General features: G+C 42.8%; 19 protein-coding genes. 11 read left to right on the forward strand and 8 right to left on the reverse strand.

Annotation, left to right across the window (positions count from 1 at the left end):
* Positions 1-2 precede the first annotated feature (2 nt).
* The gene (locus PG901_RS00525; protein ID WP_271133090.1) at positions 3-890 is read left to right on the forward strand and encodes an SDR family NAD(P)-dependent oxidoreductase; all 888 of its coding nucleotides are present in this window, start codon (positions 3-5) and stop codon (positions 888-890) included.
* Positions 891-1,140: 250 nt separating this feature from the next.
* On the opposite strand, the gene PG901_RS00530 is transcribed toward PG901_RS00525, so the two are convergent.
* On the reverse strand, positions 1,141-1,518 hold the full coding sequence (locus PG901_RS00530; protein WP_020443285.1) for a hypothetical protein: 378 nt from the start codon (positions 1,516-1,518) through the stop codon (positions 1,141-1,143).
* A gap of 252 nt (positions 1,519-1,770) precedes the next feature.
* Positions 1,771-2,139, reverse strand: a complete 369-nt coding sequence (locus tag PG901_RS00535; protein ID WP_271133091.1) for a hypothetical protein — start codon at positions 2,137-2,139, stop codon at positions 1,771-1,773.
* A 249-nt stretch (positions 2,140-2,388) separates the two neighbouring features.
* Between PG901_RS00535 and PG901_RS00540 the strand changes: the two genes are divergently transcribed.
* On the forward strand, positions 2,389-2,682 hold the full coding sequence (locus PG901_RS00540) for a hypothetical protein (RefSeq protein WP_020443287.1): 294 nt from the start codon (positions 2,389-2,391) through the stop codon (positions 2,680-2,682).
* A 102-nt stretch (positions 2,683-2,784) separates the two neighbouring features.
* Here PG901_RS00540 and PG901_RS00545 read toward each other — a convergent pair whose 3' ends face one another.
* From PG901_RS00545 to PG901_RS00555, 3 genes are all read right to left on the reverse strand, one after another.
* Complete coding sequence (locus PG901_RS00545; protein ID WP_271133092.1) at positions 2,785-3,249, reverse strand: hypothetical protein; 465 nt, start codon at positions 3,247-3,249, stop codon at positions 2,785-2,787.
* Positions 3,250-3,425: 176 nt separating this feature from the next.
* Positions 3,426-3,956: an inorganic diphosphatase gene (locus PG901_RS00550; RefSeq protein WP_271133093.1), complete on the reverse strand. Its 531-nt coding sequence runs from the start codon at positions 3,954-3,956 to the stop codon at positions 3,426-3,428.
* Positions 3,957-4,182: 226 nt separating this feature from the next.
* Positions 4,183-5,052, reverse strand: coding sequence for a lipoyl protein ligase domain-containing protein (locus PG901_RS00555; RefSeq protein ID WP_271133094.1), 870 nt, complete (start codon positions 5,050-5,052; stop codon positions 4,183-4,185).
* A 615-nt stretch (positions 5,053-5,667) separates the two neighbouring features.
* Here PG901_RS00555 and PG901_RS00560 point away from each other — a divergent pair.
* The 5 genes from PG901_RS00560 to pncB all read left to right on the forward strand — a co-directional run bounded on the left by PG901_RS00560 (position 5,668) and on the right by pncB (position 14,441).
* Complete coding sequence (locus tag PG901_RS00560; protein WP_271133095.1) at positions 5,668-7,170, forward strand: coniferyl aldehyde dehydrogenase; 1,503 nt, start codon at positions 5,668-5,670, stop codon at positions 7,168-7,170.
* Positions 7,171-7,520: 350 nt separating this feature from the next.
* Positions 7,521-9,464 (forward strand): glycine betaine ABC transporter substrate-binding protein, encoded by a 1,944-nt coding sequence (locus PG901_RS00565; RefSeq protein WP_271133096.1) that lies wholly within the window; start codon positions 7,521-7,523, stop codon positions 9,462-9,464.
* Positions 9,465-9,557: 93 nt separating this feature from the next.
* Entirely contained in the window at positions 9,558-10,460 is a 903-nt protein-coding gene (locus PG901_RS00570) for an ATP-binding cassette domain-containing protein (RefSeq protein WP_271133097.1), read from the forward strand.
* A gap of 600 nt (positions 10,461-11,060) precedes the next feature.
* Positions 11,061-12,911: a bifunctional peptide-methionine (S)-S-oxide reductase MsrA/peptide-methionine (R)-S-oxide reductase MsrB gene (gene msrAB, locus PG901_RS00575; RefSeq protein ID WP_271133098.1), complete on the forward strand. Its 1,851-nt coding sequence runs from the start codon at positions 11,061-11,063 to the stop codon at positions 12,909-12,911.
* Between the two features lie 282 nt (positions 12,912-13,193).
* Positions 13,194-14,441, forward strand: coding sequence for a nicotinate phosphoribosyltransferase (gene pncB, locus PG901_RS00580; protein ID WP_271133099.1), 1,248 nt, complete (start codon positions 13,194-13,196; stop codon positions 14,439-14,441).
* 12 nt (positions 14,442-14,453) lie between these two features.
* Here pncB and xseB read toward each other — a convergent pair whose 3' ends face one another.
* From xseB to PG901_RS00595, 3 genes are all read right to left on the reverse strand, one after another.
* On the reverse strand, positions 14,454-14,699 hold the full coding sequence (gene xseB, locus PG901_RS00585) for an exodeoxyribonuclease VII small subunit (RefSeq protein ID WP_183617778.1): 246 nt from the start codon (positions 14,697-14,699) through the stop codon (positions 14,454-14,456).
* 196 nt (positions 14,700-14,895) lie between these two features.
* A complete protein-coding gene (xseA, locus tag PG901_RS00590; protein WP_271133100.1) occupies positions 14,896-16,407 on the reverse strand; it encodes an exodeoxyribonuclease VII large subunit in 1,512 nt (503 codons plus the stop codon).
* 372 nt (positions 16,408-16,779) lie between these two features.
* On the reverse strand, positions 16,780-17,148 hold the full coding sequence (locus PG901_RS00595; RefSeq protein WP_201565367.1) for a hypothetical protein: 369 nt from the start codon (positions 17,146-17,148) through the stop codon (positions 16,780-16,782).
* A gap of 287 nt (positions 17,149-17,435) precedes the next feature.
* Between PG901_RS00595 and PG901_RS00600 the strand changes: the two genes are divergently transcribed.
* From PG901_RS00600 to PG901_RS00615, 4 genes are all read left to right on the forward strand, one after another.
* A complete protein-coding gene (locus PG901_RS00600; RefSeq protein WP_271133101.1) occupies positions 17,436-18,092 on the forward strand; it encodes an alpha/beta hydrolase in 657 nt (218 codons plus the stop codon).
* A gap of 126 nt (positions 18,093-18,218) precedes the next feature.
* On the forward strand, positions 18,219-19,325 hold the full coding sequence (zapE, locus tag PG901_RS00605; RefSeq protein ID WP_201628595.1) for a cell division protein ZapE: 1,107 nt from the start codon (positions 18,219-18,221) through the stop codon (positions 19,323-19,325).
* 19 nt (positions 19,326-19,344) lie between these two features.
* A complete protein-coding gene (locus PG901_RS00610; protein WP_271133102.1) occupies positions 19,345-20,034 on the forward strand; it encodes a nitroreductase family protein in 690 nt (229 codons plus the stop codon).
* Between the two features lie 212 nt (positions 20,035-20,246).
* Complete coding sequence (locus tag PG901_RS00615; RefSeq protein ID WP_271133103.1) at positions 20,247-21,551, forward strand: NAD(P)H-dependent glycerol-3-phosphate dehydrogenase; 1,305 nt, start codon at positions 20,247-20,249, stop codon at positions 21,549-21,551.
* The last annotated feature ends 17 nt before the right edge of the window (positions 21,552-21,568 follow it).

The raw sequence follows: 21,568 nt of genomic DNA on the forward strand, positions 1-21,568 counted from the left end.
TTATGGCCAATCCCTCAAAAAAAGCAATCAGCAAAGCAGTCAAAGATAAGCATATTATTATCACAGGAGCATCAAGTGGCATTGGTGAGCGTACAGCCTATCTGCTCAGTGAATGCGGTGCTCATGTTATTTTATTGGCACGTACTGAAGACAAACTGAAAGCCGTTAAAGAGAGTATCGAGGAGCTTGGTGGCAAGGCCAGTTATTACCCTTGTGATTTGACCAATATGGATGATATTGAAACTGTTAGCACGCAAATTTTGGCAGATTTCGGCCATGTTGATGTCTTGGTCAATAACGCTGGTCGCTCAATTCGCCGCTCGGTACACGAGTCTATAGATCGCTTCCATGATTTTGAGCGTACCATGGATATCAATTACTTTGGCGCGGTTAAAATAGTGCTTGGATTTTTGCCGACCATGATTGAGCGCCAGACCGGTCAAATCGTTAATATCTCATCGATTGGTGTGCTGGCGAATAGCCCGCGTTTTGCCGCTTATGTCGCCTCGAAATCGGCATTGGATGCCTTTAGCCGCTGCTTGGCTGCTGAAGTAAAAGGCGATAATGTCACCATTACTAATATCTTTATGCCATTGGTGCGCACACCGATGATTGAGCCCACTAAACTATATCGCTACATGCCTGCGCTTATGCCTGATGAAGCGGCGATGATGGTTGCCAAAGCGATTGTTCATAAACCAAACAGTATTGCCAGTAACATGGGTAAATTTGCATCGGCGACTTATTCATTAGCACCAGCAATTAACGTTGGTATTCAATCGATGGGTTATCGTATTTTTCCAAGTACCCGCGCTGGATTGACGACTGATAAAAAACCAAACCTTGCTCAGCGTGCCTTTGCTAGAATTCTACCGGGTGAGCATCACTAAGATAATATGTCTGATGAATTTAAACAAAGAGATGCCACGGTATCTCTTTTTTAATGCCTTAAAATTATTTTTAATTATATAAATGGGTAGTCAGTGGATTTCTATTTAACATAATCACCGTTATGGGAATAATGGCTGCTATCTAGTGAGGATTTGAATGTTCAGCTGTGTGCTAATGTCATCGGCGCTTTGACTCACTGAAATATTTACAGTGTGAAGGTTTTTAATAAAGCATCACAGTTAAATATATTTAAAGCCCTTTAAACAAGGGGTTTTCTTTCAGTAAATAGTCATTATCACGTAAAGGGATTTTTCCCCAGAAAATTCTCATAATATGAGTAAACCTATCGTAATATTCTGTTAACTCTTCTATATCTATATTTTCTACACTCCAACCATCATATGGGTTTAGAGTTGAAGAAAATGCTGTTTCAATTGATCTTCCTAAATAATAAACATCTGCCATCACCGTCTTGTCTACAGTTTCCTTATTTTCAATGTCTTTAATAATATCTAGTAAAAAGATTTCCAGATCCCAATATTTATCAACGTCCCAAACAAAATCATTCTTTAATGTATTAGTAAAGGATTCGTGACCCCAAAGATACGTTCGTATGTTAGCCTTCATTTCAATGTCCATTTTTTTACAGAACCTGCCATAATTATTGAGAATATAGCTTACAGTTCGCTGTCTGTATAGCGCACTCAACTAACTTAATGATTTCATAACTGCCGAACTGATTGAATCAGTTCGGTCCCCTAGTGAGGACTTGAATCTTTGGCTGTGGGCTAATAGTATTAACGGTTTCAAATTTCTAAAATGGTTGCAGTGTACTTCGTGGTGTACAAAACATTAGATTATCAAGCTTAAGATTAGCTATCACCAATAATCCTGCTCTGCTTTATTAAGCCATTCGTCAAAGTTTTCACAAATCATATGAAAGGGTAAGTCACTAAGGTCAATTACAAATATTTTTGGATCACCTAAGCGATCATCTCCATCAAAGTATGCTAGCCAGTCCCCGTTTTGAGCAAAAGGCACCAAGTTAAGCCTTTCAATTTTATGGTTTCTCAATCTATATGATAACTTACCACCATCTGTTTCAGAATCTACAAACCACCATTGAAAGTATTCATCGGACTGTACCGTTTTAGTGCAGTTTGCTAATTGTAGATAACGAGCAGGATAGATGAATCCATCAGGCAGTATATTTATTGGATAGGGCTTAAAGCTTTTTTGTTTGATCATTACTTTATTACCTCTGGATCATGTTGATCGATGCTCTATACAGGCTTCGAACAGTAGGTTTCAGATATAATCTTAATACCTATGAGGTCATTGATTGAAAACTATTAAGTTAGCTTTTGCAATCTCTCCATCGTAGCTTATGTTGAGGGTGCTTTAAGCTATATTCTAGATATGTTTGGATATTTATTTTCTGGAACTTAAGTAGAGGTATAAGTGAATATCTGTAGCATTAGTACTCAAATTAGGAAAATGTCTGAAGCAAAAGTAGATGCAGATATGGGGGCATGGAGAGATGTTTTCAGTAAATTTGATAAAGCAGTAGAAGAATGCTTCGATGTTGATATGTTAGTTAATTGCTTATTAGAAGATGACTCATGGTATATACCTTTTGATTCTAGAATGAAGCTTATGGAAAAAGCAAAATCTTTAGGCGGATGCTCATTGGAGTTTTTGGCAGATTACTATTCATTTAAAACAGCATTTCTAGATCCAGGCAAAGAATATGATGATGCTGTCGCAAAACTAGATGAGCTATTTCAATAGGTTTAGTTGGACTATACCCCAACGGAACCACCTATTTCACCCTTCAAACCTATTAACAGACCACTTAAAACAGACTGCTATAATGGAACCACTTATAATAGACTAGCCAAACACACGCCACATTATCCAAAATAACCCTGCCATCACCGCAGCAATGACCAATAGCCGCTTTGCCCAATAAGGAATAAGCGGTTTTTTATAGCCCAGGTCATTAAGCTGACTGTCAACGCCCTCTTGTAGACTTTGGAATCCTTGCTCTGTGGGGGTGGTTTTAACGCGAGTCTTCGTCAAGCGCTCCGACTCTTCTTGCACTTGCTCTCTATCAAAGCTAAAGGCTTGGCTTGGGATGCCTTGTTTGTTGGCGATAGTCGTGAGGGTTTGCTGCTGCTTGTTCTTTAGCGCAAGCTCATAAGCATCTATCCGAGATTTGGCGGCATCCATACTGATATTTTCATCAGCGGCCAAGGTTTTAATCGCCTGCACCAAATTGCCTTTTTCGACCATCATCATAACGGCTTTTGGCAGTTTTTTATTGGCGGGCGTTGAGCCTAAATCAGAGTCAAACATGACAGTCCTTATTGGGTATGATAATAGGTAAGTGAGGGTATTATAACCATTTTATCGGCGCAAAATTCAAGCAAAAAAATACCGCAACCATTATCATGTCTGCGGTATTTTCATGGCGCTTATTGTATTTCAATAAAAATTGCAATAAACGCTTCTTATAAATTATCTAGGATAATTTATAAGTCTTTCCAGCGTTGGATAGACTCTTTGATGACTTCTTTAGCTTCTGCGACGTCACCCCAAAATTCGACCACCGTTGTACCGGCTTTTTTAAGGTCTTTATAGTGGCTGAAATGGAACTGTAACTGGTTGATCAGCTGCTTTGGCAGATCTTCTAGGCTGTTATAAGCATTGCCTGTATCACGGTCGTCAGCTGGTACGACGACGATTTTGTCATCAACTTCGCCATCATCAACGAATTTCATCACGCCGATTACTTTCGCTTTTAAGAAAATACCAGTAGGCAAAGGCTGTTCTGTGATGATAAGCGCATCTAACTCGTCGCCATCTTCATCAAGGGTTTGCGGAATAAAACCATAGTTACAAGGTTTAGCAAAAATCTGTGGATCAACACGGTCAAGCTCAAAAACTGCCAATTCGCGATTCCACTCAATTTTATGGCTGCTACCAGTTGGGATTTCTACGACCACATTAATGATGCCGCCATCGACGTCGCCTGCGTCTAAAATTTTATTAAAATCTGCCATAAATTGCTCCAAGGTGCTTTTGTTATGAATGCTTCAATGATAAAGGGTTAAATGTTGGTTCGCTAAGGTTATTGCGGCGCCCAATTTGTGCGCCTGCGATTATAACAAGTTTGACTCAAATTTTCTCACAATGCTTAAGTCTAAGCGTGCACGATATTATGCAAAAAAGGATTATGCAAAGAACAGTATTTAATTTAAAAAGACTGTATAAAAAAGACTTAAAAAATTACTTTGGAGCGAGCGCACGCAATTGGATATGTCCCGCATGACGTTTGGCAATATTATCGATAAGCTTTTGGGTCACTTGTTGATAGCTTAAACAGTTGGCAATTGTTTGCATAGATTGTTCAGCTGCCTGCACTGCCATTTGCTCATCCTGCGTTTGCTCATCCATCGCAACGAAGTCAGCCAGTCGTAACATTTGCATGCCCGCATAGCCGCAAGGATTAATCGCATTAAAGGCCGATAAATCACAATCTAAATTAATCGCAACCCCATGATAGCTAAAACCATGCTTGATTTTAAAGCCAAGTGAGGCGATTTTACCGAGCATAATGGCGTCATCAGCGGGTGCGTTAGACAGAGATTGAGCGTTCTCGTTGCTGGCAGTATTTAGATGGCTATATAAATAAACACCGGGTGCATCACGGCGCGCATGGGCGCTGATATCGGCACTGGTATTGACACTATTAGACGCGTGGCTTTTTAGGCAGTCATTGACCACATCTTCAATCGCTTGTTCGGCGTGCGATACCATATTGCGTACACTCCAACCCAAACTTTCTAAATCAAACAACCAATAGATAACCAACTGCCCATGCCCGTGCCATGTCACCTGACCACCGCGGTCGGTCTTGATAATAGGGGTATTGGTACGTTGCAGGATATGCTCTTCTTTACCGGCTTGTCCAAGCGTATAGACATCATTATGATCGACAATCCATAGCTCGTCAGGGGTGCGTAGACCTTGCTCTTTTTTGAGCGCAATACGCGCCAACGTACGCGATAGCATGGCATCAAGGGTGGGAACATAATCAGCAGCTGAGAGCGACTTGCTGACTAGCATTTCATTGAGGGGTTGCGCGTTATTTTGCATAAGAATGACTGTCTTATATTTTGATGTTTTAGAAGGATGTTTTTAGAGTCTAGTTGCCTAGAGTGATAGTCAATACTAAATATAAGCAATAGATTTATACACAGATGCTGCTCGGATTAATCTTCCTTGCTGTGCCGATGCAGACAGAGGCTGCGAAAAATTAATCCCAACAGTGTGATCGCATTTGTAGATTGGATAAACCCTATTACTGAGATTCAGTGTAGCAGTTTTAGCAATTGTGCCCAACTCTATATTTGCGTCAGCTGCGCTATTCGCTTACTCCATTTAGCGGCAGTAAAAATACTGATAAATAGCAGCAATATAGACCTTAAATGACACGTATTTCATACAGACCCACTAGTCAATCAAAGGTGCTGTTCATTCACTGGTCGATGCGCTACATTAAACGGCGTTGACTAAAATAGTGTCGAATAGCATTGAAAGGAATCTCATCCGCCTTCATTATTGAAAACGGTTCATCAACAGCCATCAGTTGAAGGTGAGTATATAAGTGCCATATAAGATATAGGCGGCGTATATTGCGCCTGATCATGTATTCAGAGTCTTAAATCTATTATAGCGTGCCGACTCTAACGCCTATGACAAGGAAGATAAATGACCGATAATAATCAGAACACGCTTTTCCAAAGCGAGCCGACGCCAACTAACCAAGCTCAAGCTTCAAACCATGCCAATGATGCAAACGAATCCCTAAGCATCATTAAGACCGTCGCTGATATGCAGGCGCAATTTTTACGCCTACAAAATTTGAGCCGCACGCAGCCCATCAATGATTGGGCCACGCGTGAAAATCAACTCGACAATCTAGAGGTGATGCTAAGCGACAATCAAGAGCTACTTGCCAAAGCGATTAGCACCGATTTTGGCTATCGCAGTGAGTCAGAGACCCAGTTCGCCGAGCTTTTTCCGAGCTTTACCGGTATCAGCCATGCCAGAAAACATGGTAAAAAATGGATGAAACCGCAGCGTGTATCGATTTCAGCGCTTTATATGCCGGCTCATAATGAGATTCAGCCGCAGCCGCTTGGCGTGGTTGGTATCATGGTGCCTTGGAATTACCCGCTATTTTTGGCAGTCGGACCTATGATTGATGCACTGGCGGCGGGTAATCGCATTATGATTAAAATGAGCGAGGCCGCACCGCAATTTGCCCAAACGTTCGCTGAAACCATTTCACGTTATTTTTCACCGGATATGGTTTCTGTGGTCATCGGCGAAGTTGAGATTGCTCAAGCCTTTAGCCAACTGCCCTTTGACCATTTATTATATACCGGCTCAACCGCGGTCGGCAAAAAGGTCATGGCTGCTGCTGCACCAAATTTAACGCCGGTCACCCTTGAGCTTGGTGGTAAGTCGCCTGTCGTCATTTTGGAAGGTGCCAACTTAGAAAACGCCGTCAATCGCGTGATGATGGGCAAAACGCTTAATGCCGGTCAGACCTGTATTGCGCCTGATTATGTGCTCATTCCGCGTCGATATCATGAAGAGTTTATCCGTCTGGCAAAAGAGTGGATGGAAAAACATTATCCCAATATTGCAGACAATCCTGACTATTCACACATCATTAATGGTGCGCAGTTTAAACGTGTACAAGGCTATCTAGATGGCTTGGCAGGCGATGAGGTTCATCCGCTGACTGATACGGATGCTGATATTGACAGCCGCCTGATGCCGCCCGTGATTGTCAGTGAGCCTGCGCCTGATAGCGATGTCATGCAAAACGAGATTTTTGCCCCGATTTTACCCTTGATGCACTATGACAGCCTTGATGATGCCATTCGTTTTATCAATGAGCGCCCACGCCCGTTGGCGCTATACGTCTTTGGTGATAACAATAGCGAGATAGATCAGGTGCGTAATAATACGGTATCGGGTGGCCTGTGTATTAATGAAGTCATTATGCATGTGGCGCAACATGATTTGCCGTTTGGCGGTGTTGGACACTCAGGTACGGGCGCTTATCACGGTAAAGCCGGCTTTGAGCGTCTTAGTCATATGAAGCCTGTGTTTGTACAATCGAAGTTGAATGGTCTTAATATTTTACTACCGCCATACGGTGGCTTGTTTAAAAAAGCCATGGCGCTGTTTTTGAAATAGCCAATAATAAAATAGCTAATGATAAAACAGTTTTTGGTTAAGCAAGCAACACGATAAAAAATAGCATCTATTCAGGTAGGTGCTATTTTTTTGCCTAAAATTTAGTGATTAATAACCAATAGTTAAAAACCAACAATTAAAATTAATGAGCATTTGTCATCCTATCTATAAATCGCTACACTTTGTAGTAAGCCTAAACGATTATAGTGTCAATTTTAGATTAATCAGCAATAGCTAATTTAGGCATTAATCACCAAACTAGTCAAAGGCAACATACTCTTGGTTCAAGATGTCAGTACTACTAACTTTAGCGTTAATGCTGATAATAAAAACAATAAATAGGATATCCCATGCGCCAATGGATTGCGTTAAGTTTACTGTGTATGAGTGCCTTGTTGCTGCCGGTATCGGCGTCAGCAGCTTGTGATGCACCTATCAAATTTGGCGCACTGACATGGGAGAGCGGTCAGTTTATCTCTGGGGTGCTTAAGTACATCGCTGAAGATGGCTATGATTGTACGATAGAAGAAGTGCCGGGCGCCGGTCCTGCGCTTGAAACTGCATTATCACAAAACGACATTCAAGTGATTAGCGAGCAGTGGGTTGGGCGCTCGCCAATCATGGAGCAAGCCATCGCCCAAAATAAAGTGGCGGTCATCGGTGATACGCTGAAAGGCGGCGCTACCCAAGGTTGGTATGTACCCAAATATGTCCTAGACGAAAACCCAGGTCTACGCAGCTACCAAGATTTGCCCAAATACGCTGAGCTATTTAAAGACCCTGAAGACCCAAGAAAATCGCGTTTTATGAATTGTCCGTCTGGTTGGACGTGTGAGATATTTAATAGCCGTTTGCTTAAAAATACCGGTTTAGACAGTATTTTTAACAATGCCCATCCCGGAACCGGTGCTGCGCTCGATGCAGAGATTGCCTCTGCTTTTGAACAGCATAAACCGCTATTATTCTACTACTGGCAGCCTACAGGCTTGATGGCAAAATACGACTTTGCGCCATTAGCATTTCCCGCCCATGACGACGCTTGCTGGCAAGACTTGCTACTTGCTGATGGCACAGCCAATTGTGTTTCTGGATTCCCAGTATCACCTTTAGGTATCGCGGTATCGACACCGTTTATTGAATCTAATCCTGAGCTGGCTGCTGTCTTCAAAAAGGTTCAGTTTAGCTCCGATGAGCTCAATGGGGCTATCTTAGAGATGAGTGAAAGTAAACGGAGCGGCGATGAGCAAGCCTTAACGTTTTTGCGTGAGAATCCAAACGTCTGGCAACATTGGCTATCTGAGGAAGCGGCCACAAGACTTGCTGCTAAGTTAGGTATTAGCCTAACAGGCGCGGCTGTTGCGAATACTGGTGACAGTAATAACGAGGCATCCAATGCTAACAAATTTGGCCTATCATCAAGCTTTCCTTCGTGGTCACTTGAGACTCCGCTTAATAATATATTAGCAAACGTTGTCCAAAACTACGGTGACGTCTTTCGTACTATCAGTACGGTGGCGTTAACCTATCTCTTGCTACCCATTGAGCGGCTATTAACGGTTATTCCGCCTTGGTTAATTATTGCACTTGTGACGGTATTGGCGTGGTTTGGCGTGCGTAAAATTTGGTTTGCGCTAGCGTGCGGGGCAGGATTGTTTCTTATCGGCGCCTTTGGGCTATGGGGCGCCTTGATTGACACCTTTGCGCTGCTTATCGTATCGGTATTGGTCACGGTAGTGATTGGTATTCCTATTGGCATTGCCATGTCAGGCAGTAAAATCCTGCGTAGAATTGTGACACCGATACTAGATGTCATGCAGACCATGCCAAGCTTTGTTTATCTTATTCCAGTGCTCATGCTGTTTGGTATTGGTAAAGTACCAGCGCTATTTGCCACCATTATTTATGCCTTGCCGCCACTGATTCGTTTGACGACTTTGGGTATTACCCAAGTCAATCATGAGATGGTCGAAGCAGGGCGCTCGTTCGGTAGTACGCATCTGCAGCTACTTATTTGGATTAAATTACCCCAAGCGCTCCCCAGTATCATGGCGGGTATTAATCAGGCGGTAATGATGTCACTTTCTATGGTGGTATTGGCTTCTATGATTGGTGCCCCCGGTCTTGGCGAAGATGTCTTGCAATCTATCCAAACGCTTAATATCGGTCAGGGCTTGCAAGCAGGTACAGCGATTGTCATCGTTGCGATTATCATTGACCGTATTACGCAAGCATTCGGTCAAGGTAAGCGCGCACGGCAAAAAACCATCGACGCTGGCAGACGTCCGATTGGTTAGCACTGTGCTCCATATTAGAAGTGAATATCACAAGCAGTAAAAGTGACCATCACGAAACAATGCAAATAAAAAATACAAATAGCGAGAGCAACGATGAATCATATCCAGCTAGAGAACATCAGTAAGATTTATAATGCCAATAGCTCGCAAGCACAGTCTGCATTGGCATTATTGGCTGAAGGTATGGATAGCATTGCGGTCAAGGAGCAAACGGGCTACTCGGTCGGGCTATATGATATCAATTTGAATATTAAGGCGGGCGAGCTGCATTGTATTATGGGGCTATCAGGTTCAGGAAAATCAACACTGATACGCCATATCAATCGCTTGATTGATCCAACCAGTGGCAAAATATGGGTTGATACCAGCATTAATGCAAAAAATAAGGGCAACGCGCAAAGCCCGATAGCAGAGGAAGGTTCGTCCCAAACCGCTGCCAATAAAAACTCGGCTATTAATATTTTAGAGCTTAATGATAAGGAGCTACAACATTATCGGCAGCAAACGGTCAGCATGGTATTTCAGCACTTTGGTTTAGTGCCACATATGACGGTGATGCAAAACGTCGCTTACGGTCTGCGTGTGCGTAAGATGAGTGTGAGCGAGCGTCATGAAGTTGCTCGGCATTGGCTTAATGAAGTCGGGCTGCCAAACTTGGAGCACAGCTATCCTGATGAGCTTTCAGGTGGTATGCAGCAGCGTGTCGGGCTAGCACGCGCGCTGGCAACGGATAATCCAATTCTGCTGATGGACGAAGCATTTTCCGCGCTTGACCCCCTCATTCGTGCGCAATTGCAAGACCAATTACTTGAGCTACAAGCACGGCTCAATAAGACCATTGTTTTTATTACGCATGATATAGATGAAGCGGTTAAAGTCGGTCAGCGTATTAGTATTTTAAATGGTGGGCGCTTAGTGCAAACGGGTACGCCAAATGATTTGCGCCAAAATCCAGCCGATGATTATGTTGCACAGTTTATGAGGGCTAAAAGTTAATTCAGTCAAGCGCTATATTTGCTTAATAATTAATTTTTTAAATTAACTGCTGCAAAAAACTGATTCTAATAGCAGGTTTTTAAGTGTGAAATAATCAGATAATAGATTGATTTGTTTGTAGATATTGATTTTCCTCTCATTTAGCCTCATATAAAAGTGACTAAGCAAAAGTAACTAAACAAAAAGTCACTAAATAAAAAGTCACTAAATAAAAAGTCACTAAATAAAAAGTGACTAGGCATCATTATTGCTTCCACTACTTCCATATCTCTAATTTCTATATCAACAACCTTACTGCGTTGTTAAAAAAGTGTAGTGAGCTGTCATTAACTCTTAAATTAAACTCTATTGTGGGGTTATACTATTAAGATAATCTAATGTAGATAAGTTTTTTATGCTTATCTTAAATTTTAGCCATCTTTACCTAACCGCATTTATCTCATAACCTTTATATATATCCTGTCTAGATTTTATAGCGCTCCTAACGCATTTAGTCTAAGCATAATTACCCTAATAAACAGCATAACAAGCCTATAAAAAACCATAAAAGACCATTCAAACTAAGTATTTGCTCGCAAGACTTCGTAAAAAGGATCCACCATGCTACCTGATAAACAAGATAATAAGTCGCAGAAAAAAATCCGTTATCATGAGCGCAATAACGCTAGTGATTTAGCGACATCTTCACCGCATGCAGCAGCGCGGTGGCTAAAAAATGTCAGCGCTTTTGGGGTGACGACCGTATTAAGTGCAGGGATATTGGTTGCTTGTGGGCAAATGAGTAGCGCAGAAAACAATGCTAAGAGCAATGCCAGTAGTAGCGCCAATACAGGTAGCCAAAACAGTGGCGTGAAAAGCTCACGTGACATGTTACCGTCTGACATGCTTGGGCAAATGCAGGCGTTGCCGCAATTGACAAAGGGCTTGGGCAAAACAGGTGCTGCGGTCATTGACCCTAATAAACCAACTTTGATTAAATTCTGGGCAAGCTGGTGCCCGTTATGCCTAGGGACGCTTGCAGAAACCGAGGAATGGCGTACCGATCCTAAATTTGCGGATTTAAATGTGGTCACCGTTGCCAGTCCTGGTCATCTCAATGAAAAAGCTGATGGTGAGTTCAGTACTTGGTATGCGGGCGTGCAAGCCGACTATCCTAAGCTGCCAGTATTGTCTGACGCTTCAGGTGAGCTGATTAATAAGCTTGGCGTACAAGTGTATCCTAGCTGGGCGATACTCGATAAAAGCGGCAATTTGGTACATTTGGTAAAAGGCAATATATCGGCAGAGCAAGCTTATGCTCTTGCTGAAAATGCTGATAATGATTTTGCCGAGCTAAAAGCAGGCAATGCCAAACCGGCAAACGCCCAAGCATTAGATAACAATAGTAAGATTGAAACCATTAAGCAAAAAGATGGCGTTTATTATAACGATAAAGGTAAGGCGATTAATACGCGCTCAATCTATCTGGCAGGTGGCTGTTTCTGGGGCGTGGAAGCTTATATGGAGCGCGTCGAAGGTGTCGTCGATGCGGTATCAGGCTATGCCAATGGCGAGACGGCTAATCCAAGCTATGAGCAAGTGATTCGTGGCTCAGGTCATGCCGAAGCCGTCAAAGTAACCTATGATGCCGATAAAACCGATCTCGATACTATTTTAAAATACTATTTGCGCGTGATAGATCCAACCAGTCTTAATAAGCAAGGTAATGATCGCGGCGTTCAGTACCGTTCGGGCGTTTATTATACCGATAAAGCAGACAAAGCGGTGATTGATGCTGCGCTTAAACGTGTGCAAAGCCAGTATAAACAAAAAGTTGTGGTAGAAAACGCACCGCTGGATAATTTTTACTTGGCTGAGATGTATCATCAAGATTACTTGGCAAAAAATCCAAATGGCTATTGTCATGTCGATTTAAGTTTGGCTGATGATAAGCCGGAAGGCACTGCGCGTACCAAGCTTGCGCCTGTAAGCACGGTCGCTGAAACCTTAGATCCTAAACGCTATGCTAATTTTGATAAAGGCGCGCTGAAGAATACTCTGACCAAAGCACAATACAATATCACGCAAGATGCAGGTACTGAGCGCGCCTTTAGTCATGAATACGACAATTTATTTGCGCCGGGTATTTATGTTGATGTGGTGAGCGGTGAGCCGCTATTTTTATCAACCGATAAATACCAATCTGGCTGCGGTTGGCCAAGCTTCACCAAACCAATTGATAAGCAAGTAATTACCCAACACGACGATACCGCCTTTAACATGGTGCGTACCGAGATTCGCTCACGGGTAGCAGACTCGCATTTGGGTCATGTATTCCCTGATGGACCAAAAGACCGTGGCGGGCTGCGTTACTGTATCAACGGCGGGGCGCTACAGTTTATCCCAGTCGATGTGATGCCGCAGTCAGGCTATGCGCCCTTGGTTAAATTGGTAAAGCCTGCAAAACCTTAATGATTAACCTTGATAATTAAACTCATGAAGAGACGTTAAGTATAGGCTTAACGTCTTTTTTATGGCTGATGTTTCAAATTTATAGGCTATAGCCACATGATGAATACATTTATTATCGTTGTATTTTTGCTGTTATAACCGTTGAATTATGAAAAATGAGACAAACTTCGTTATACTCAAAATCTTAACGTTTTCTATTATTAGCACCTTGATAGTTATTGATACCTATTTCGTCGCTCGCTTTGTTTGGCGGCTTTTCATTTTTGTATTTAAGGCTGTAACATGACCGTTACTCATACTTCTAAAACTTTTGAACCCATTATTACTTCTTTACTCGATAACGACTTATATAAATTTACCATGCTGCAAGCCATGCTGCATCAGTTTCCGCAGACCCATGGTGTTTATCGTTTCCGCTGCCGCAATAATCAAGACACGGTTTATCCTTTAGCTGATATCAAAGAAGATTTAGAGCAACAGCTAGACAGCTTATGTGAGTTGCGATTTTTAGAAGATGAGCTGGAATATTTACGTAAGTTGCGCTTTATGCGCTCAGACTTCGTGGATTATTTGGAATTATTTAAGCTAAAACGTCGTTTTATCACAGTCAGTATCGATGACAAAAATCGTTTATGTATCGATATTGAAGGGCCGATGATTCAGGCGATGTTCTTTGAGGTGTTTGTATTAGCGATAGTCAATGAGCTGTATTTTAGGGCGTTATCAAATGCCAGCGTCATTGAAGAAGGGCAGCGTCGACTTGATGAAAAAGTGGCTTTATTGCATCGTTATGCAGAAGAACAAGCAAATTATAGCCGTGATAGACCGACACCGCCGTTTATCGTCGCTGATTTTGGGACTCGTAGACGTTTTAGTAAAGTATGGCAAGCTCATGTGGTTGAGACTTTACATAAAGCGGAACCAGAAATTGTCAGCGGAACTTCCAACGTGTATTTAGCAAAAAAACTTGGAATGACGCCGATAGGAACGATGGCACATGAGTTTATGCAGGCATTTCAGGCATTGGATGTGCGTTTGCGTGATTCACAAAAAGCCGCGCTTGAAGCGTGGGTACATGAATATCGTGGTGATTTGGGTATTGCGCTGACCGATGTCGTTGGCATGGATGCGTTTTTACGCGACTTTGATTTGTATTTTGCCAAGCTTTTCGATGGTCTGCGTCATGATAGTGGCGACCCGTATACCTGGGGTGACAAGGCGATTGCTCATTATAAGAAATTAAAGATAGACCCAAGAACCAAGATTTTAACCTTTAGTGATGGCTTGGATTTAAATAAGGCTTGGGATTTACATCAATATTTTAAAGGGCAAATAAGAACCAGCTTTGGCATTGGCACCAATTTGACCAATGATATGGGCATCACTCCAATAAACATCGTCTTAAAATTGGTTGAATGTAATGGGCAGCCAGTTGCTAAGCTGTCAGACAGCCCAGGCAAGACCATGATCAATAACGATACGTATCTTGCCTATTTGCGCCAAGTATTTGAAGTCGATGAGCCTGAATAGAACTGACTTAACTTAAATGTCGCTATTCTCTGTGGTATCTTCTTCAGCGAAGGCGGCATCTAGAGCTTGCTGTACCGCATTGATACGGGTTTCGCAAACGCGATAAGCGGCAATCGACTCTTCAACAGTCGTCATTAGATTATCAATGTCTGGCTCATCTTGTTGCTGTAATTCAGCGGCATTGGTTTTTAGAATATCGTAAGCTGCCTTAAAAGTTTTTGGGGCGGCTTTTTTGCGTTTGCGAGTAGGGGTTGTCATAAGGTTTCCTCATATTCACATTAGTTTAAGAAAAAAATATAGAAAGAAAAGTAGATAAAAAGTTGTTAAATATTTTAGTTTCAGGAGTCTGCTGCTGGTATAAATTTTCCTTGTTTGCTCTGTGACTTCGTCACTGTTCGAGGCTACGCAAAGTTTATCCCAGCAGCTCTGTATTTTTATGGCAAATAGGCTATAACTAATTGGTCTCCAAATCAATAATTTGTGCTTTTGCCTTACCATCTTTTAAGACGATATGTACCGTTTGCTCAGCATAAAGTTGCGTACTGCTGGTTAGTATTTTTTTATCTTTTGCATCAGTCAGCATGGTATAGCCTTGTTTAAGCACGCGAGAAGGACGATGCAAGACTACAATATCCCGCAGATGTTCGCTATCACGTCGTGCTTGTAGCAACTGCTGCTGCGCACTGTGCATAATCGTTTTTTTATTGATTTGACTGTGCGTAGCTGCGCTTGCTAACTGCTGATAAGCAGAGGCTTGAGTTTGTGCGTGCAAATCGCTGGTTAGTCTGGCAGCTTGCTTCACCTGCCGCTGAGCGCTTTGCTGAATACTACGCCAAGCATAATCACTGTCTTTTTGCAGGGCGGTCAATTGACCAATCGTCTGCGATTGTATTTGGCTCAACTGACGCGTCGTCTGTTGCTCAGCGCTATTTAATTGACGCTGTGCTGCTTGTTTTATTTGCGCTTGGTATTGCAGCGTTTGCGTGACCAATTGCGCTAAATGCGCCATGATAGCTGCAATGACTTTTGACGGCGTATCGAAGCTGGTATGCGCCACTTCATCTAAGATAACTTTGTCACGCTCATGACCGATACCGACCCAGACAGGGATAGGCTGCTCGGCAACGAGCGCGGCCAGCTCATAATCGTTGAGATAGGCTAAATCACCAACGGCACCGCCACCACGAATAATGACTAACAAATCGGGCAGGCGCTGATAAGTATCATAAAATTGCTGCTGGGCGCTGACGATAGCTTGACGGATTTCGCCTGGCGCATGATTGCCCTGAAAGGTAGCGTGATGGTAATGGAAGTGACAGGCCCCTGTACGAGCTAAGCGGTCAGCGTCGGCTTGAAAGTCGCCCAATCCGGCGGCTTTTTCAGGGGCAATGACTAAGACATGCTCAATATCAAATGGGATAGGTAATTGCTGATTGAGGTTTAATAAGCCTTCGCCAGTCAAGCGGTCGACCATCTCGGCATATTGCCGTGCCAAGTCGCCTAACGTATAGCTTGGGTCGATATCTTCAATGGTGAGTGAAAAGCCATATTGCGCATGGAAGCCTGCCGATACTTTGAGTAATACGGTCAAATCACGGTCAAGCGGCATGCCTGTGGCGCGCTCAAACTTTGCTAAGACGCGTGCGGCTTTAAAGCGCCAAAGGTTACCACGGCAGCTGGCAATGACTTTGCCATCGTCATCTTTTTCTGCCAGCTCAAAGTAATAATGCCCACCTTTACTTGATAAATTACGAATCTCAGCTTTTACCCATACGCGGTGATTAAAGGTTTGTTTGATAACCATATCGACCGCGGATAGATAGTCGCTCAGCCGTAAGACCGTATCTTCTAAACTGACTTCGAGACTGTTTTCTTGCTCAGCCAGTTCGGCCTCCAAGGTCGCTAAATCTTTGGCAGGCGCTAAAACCTTAGCTTGTTTTGTATGTGACAGGTTGGGTTTGCGCATAATGATAGACCAAAGGTAAGAAGGTTTAAAAACGGGCTGCTTATATAGTAGAGTCTCTTTTATAGTAGAGCCACTTTAAAATCAATAATATAGTGCGACTGGGATGAATTTTTCGCAGCCTCTGTGATAGCAGTAAGCAAGGAAAATTTATACCAGTCGCAAGTAGCTACTAGTTATAGACTGATTTGAATGTATGGGACATTAGTTAGGGTAGTTTACCCCAAAAGTGCCGCTACAAAAAGTAAAGCCAATAAGCCGCGATGAATATACTATCTATCTCGCAAACTTATTGGCTAAAAGCTAAAAGCTAAAAGCTAAAAGCTAAAAGCTAAAAGCTAAAAGCTAAAAGCTAAAAGCTAAATAATAACTGTCTTATTGGCAACGGAAATTAATCATATACTCATAATCATCTTTACGTGATAAGTCTGGTGAACCCGTACCAAATATCGAACCAATGACCGCACCCGCTTGCCCAATCATACGGCCAGTTTGCTCATTTAAAATACCATTATATTTTACTTTGTCATCAACGATAATAACCTGCTTGTTTCGGCAGGTTTTTTGCGCGCTGTCTATCGCATTTTGCTGGGCTTTTACTTTGGTATCGGCAATGCCAGTGGTTTCATAAATAGAATTGGCGCGTTGGATAACCGGCGAAGAAGGCGTACTTTGGCAAGCGCTTAATGCTAATGCCGCTGCTAATGTTGCCGTTAAAGTCAAGGTTTTATTAAAAGTATTCATAACTGTTTCCTAAAAGGCTGTTAGTTAAACATAAAAAATAAACAGTATGAATCTAACCTATCGTACTCTTGAGTGTCTAGGCTGTTATTGTGTTTGATATTGCAGGTATATGTCATATTGGCAATGAAGCAGTGGAGATTTTTCTGAAATCAGCAGTTATTCAAGGTGATTGCTCCTTACCGTCACTCCAAAATGAGACAAACAGCACCAGTACACAGCAAATCACTTGAAATATAAACCATATCTAGGATAATTGGACTATTCATTCTTAATTAGTAAGTAATTCTATGCAACTGATTCCTGCTCCTGCTGGCGTGCTCGAAGTTGACGCACTTTGGCAACAAGACAATCCTAACGATCCCAATACCGATACGGTGGCGCTGCTTTGCCATCCTAATCCGTTATTCGATGGTACGATGAATAATAAGGTAGTCACGACCATGTATCGATTTGCTCGTGATAATGGCATGCATGTGGTACGTTTTAACTTTCGCGGTGTCGGGCAGTCAACTGGCGAGCACGATTATGCGGAAGGGGAAGTAGTAGATGCAATGACCGTGCTACAATGGATTGCAGAGCAAACCAACGCACGTAAATTGTGGTTAGGTGGTTTTTCCTTTGGCGGTTATGTCACGGCACGTGTTGCTGAGCAAGTCATGGTGTCGCCGCATATTTGGGGACTGAGTGATTTTGAGATAGAAAAAGTTGCCCTTATCGCGCCATCCGTTGAAAAAAATGACAACAGTGACATTACTTTACCCGTTGATAAAACTTTTGAGATATACGGGAATGAAGATAATGTTATTGCGCCGGCTAGCATGCAGGAATTTGCTGAACGCTTAGGGCTAGCGGTTAGTGTCATTGATGGCGCTGGGCACTTTTTCCACGGGCGTTTATCTGAGCTTAAAGGCTTGTTAGAAGAACATAGCTTTGGTAGTAAATAGCTGATTGTCTAGATATTACCATCCGATGTTGTGTAGCTAATTAGCGATAGAATGTCCGCTTTAATATGGTTAAGAAAATAACATCCACCATTTTTATATTTATTTTGTCTAATGATGAGTCGTATTATGAGTTTATCTCCCTTGCAACGTTATGAGCAGGCCATTAGCACTGATGAGTTTACTCGAGATGAGCAGCAATATCAGGCGATGAGCTATTTAGATGAGTTGTATCATCAGCTCAATAGTAGCGTCGAACAAAAAAAAGGCTTTTTTAGCTTTTTAAAAGCAAAGCCCGTCGCGCCCAAAGGTTTGTATATGTGGGGCGGGGTAGGACGTGGTAAAACATGGATGATGGATATGTTTTACGACTCTTTAACCATTGAGCGTAAGATGCGCCAGCATTTTCATCACTTTATGCAGCGCGTCCATCAAGAGCTAAATAATCTGCAGGGTCAGAGCGACCCGTTGGAAAAAGTCGCGGATATCATTTATGCAGAAGCAGTGATTATCTGCTTTGATGAGTTCTTTGTCTCCAACGTCTCCGACGCCATGATTTTGGGTGATTTGTTCACCATGTTATTTAATCGTGGCGTAACTTTGGTCGCCACATCAAACATTGAGCCGTCTGGTCTCTATAAAGATGGTCTGCACCGTGACCGCTTTATGCCGGCTATCGCCGAAGTTGAGCGCCATACGACGGTAATGAATATTGACTCTGGCATTGATTATCGCCTGCGTGTCTTGCAGCAAGCGGAGCTATATGAGTCGCCTTTGACTAAGGCCAATCACCATTGGCTTGCTAACCGTTTCGCCAGCTTATCTAATAATCAAAAAATCAGCAATGAGCCTATTACTATCAATGGTCGTGAAATTAGAATTAATGCGCGTACCGAAGATATTTTATTCTGTGACTTCCGTCATTTATGTATGGAGCCACGTTCAGCGTCTGATTTTATTGAAATTGCCAAAGAGTTTAGCACCGTCTTAATCAATGCCGTACCCGCTTTAGATGATAATTTGCGTGATCCGACCCGCCGTTTTATTTATCTGGTTGATGAATTTTATGATCGCCGCGTCAAACTATTGGTTCGAGCAGAGCAGTCTATTCTTGAGCTGTATCAAGGAGAGAAGTTAGCGTTTGAGATTGAGCGTACGCGTTCACGCCTGCTTGAGATGCAGTCAGAAGATTACTTAAGAATGGAGCATCGAGTCGAAGATACGGATGCAGCATAATAAAAAATAAGGATACATTATGAGTAATTCAGCAGACACCTTAGAAGAGAATAACGATAGTAGCGCTGAGCAATCAAGTAAAAGCGCGCCGCAAAATAATACCGAAAGCCCTATAGTGACAAATGCACAAGTGACCGATGAGCAGCTGATTAATTGGATTAAGTCGAGACGCAGCATCGGCAACCTGAGTATTCCGGCACCAACAGAAAGTCAGATTAAAGCGGCTATCGATTGTGCAGTTACCGCGCCTGATCACAAAAAACTGCAACCATGGCGCTTTATTGTTACCCAAGGCAATGCACGTCATGACTTGGGTCGTGCCTTTTTAGCAGCTGCTGAAGCACAAGCGGCACAAGAGGGTGAAACGCTGTCTGAGAAATCTCGCCAAAAAACCTACAATATGCCGCTACGTGCGCCGGTGATTATTACGGTCGTTACCCAGATGCAAGTACATAAAAAAGTGCCGCCTTTTGAGCAAGTGCTAAGCACTGGCGCCGCAGTGCAAAACCTTATTTTGGCGCTAAAAGCCCAAGGGTTTAGTACGGTTTGGCGCACAGGCTTGCTATGTAATGAGCCTGCCGTTAAAGAATATTTTGGCGTTGGCGCAGATGATTATGTCACGGCTTTTGTTTATACTGGCAGCAGTCCTTGTGATATGCCCACGCGCAAGCCCATTGATATTGAGCCCTTGCTACGCTTCGATTCATAAAGGCAATAGCGTAGTAGGGTTACAGAGATATCATGGCAGAGCAGATGCAGCGCTAAAGTCACTCATTAAAGAAAATAATGAGTAAATTAATCAGGTTGTTCGATTAAAATAGCGATTTTATATCAATAATTGTTGAAACATGCCGTTAGTCTCCCTGTATACTCAGCATCAAATCTACTCATAATTCAGTCAGTCAACACGGATAAAAGAATATGACCAGCGCTAATGACAAAAATAAAGACAAAAGTATAGATAGCAGTCAGGCAGAGAATAAAGCAGATGAAAAACAAAACAGTTTGCTGTCAGGTATTATTGAGCGTGCTACCAAATCTGGGCTTGGACGTAAGAAGCTCAATCCTAGCGCGGTTGAATCTGCCGTGGCAAAAAACATGGCAGAAATCCATAATAATCCAACCAAATTGCGTTTGGCATTTTTAGGTGGTGGTAGTTTTGGTACGGCAATGGCAAACTTGGCCGCCCGTAATGGCTGTGATACCACGCTTTGGGTACGCAATAAGCGTACGGTTAAAGCAATGGCAAAGACGCAGACCAATAAAAAATATCTGCCCGGTTATAAGCTTGATGATCGCCTCAAATACAGCCACGATTTACAAGCTGCGGTCAAAGATACCGATATTATTTTTATAGCTGTTCCAGGTCTTGCGTTCCGCGAAACCCTTAAAAGTATTGCGCCCTTTATTAGCGGGCAATCTATCGTTTCTTTGACCAAAGGTATGGAGAAAGATACCTTCGCTTTAATGAGTGATATTATTAAAGATGAGCTACCAGAAGTAAACTTTGGCGTAATGTCAGGGCCAAACCTTGCCATCGAAATCATGAAAAACATGCCGTCTGCTACGGTGATTGCCAGTGACTCTGAGCCACTACGCCATGCGGTACAAGCAGCGCTACATAGTGCGTTTTTTAGAGTGTTTGCCAGTGATGATGTTCGCGGTGTCGAGCTTGGTGGCGCGCTCAAAAACATTTATGCCATTGCAATGGGAATGGCGGCAGCTTATGAAGTCGGTGAAAACACCAAGGCTATGATATTGACCCGTGGCTTAGCAGAAATGAGCCGTTTTGGCGTCCATGCTGGTGCCAATCCGCTGACCTTTTTAGGTCTGTCGGGCGTCGGCGACTTATATGCCACTTGTAGCTCAGAGCTGAGTCGCAACTACCGTATTGGTAATATGCTCGGTCGGGGTATGACCATCGATGCGGCGGTCAAAAAACTAGGGCAGACCGCTGAAGGCGTCAATACCATTCAGCAGGTACATGAAAAAGCCACCAAAGAAGGCATTTATATGCCGATTACCCATGCCTTGCATGCAGTCATTTATGAAGATAAAGCGGCACTTGGCGTTGCTTTACATCTTATGGAGGCGGGCTTCCGTAGCGATGTTGAGTTTGTCATGGAGCATGACCATAGCAATGCTTCATTAACGGCGCAAATGCAAACGGCAAGCAGCAATGCTAAAAATGCTAAAAATAAAAAAGTAGATGGCGATAATAAATAAAACGCTTATCAACATGT

Origin of the sequence: Psychrobacter sp. ANT_H3 (assembly GCF_027919975.1) — a bacterium.
Classification (GTDB): domain Bacteria; phylum Pseudomonadota; class Gammaproteobacteria; order Pseudomonadales; family Moraxellaceae; genus Psychrobacter; species Psychrobacter maritimus.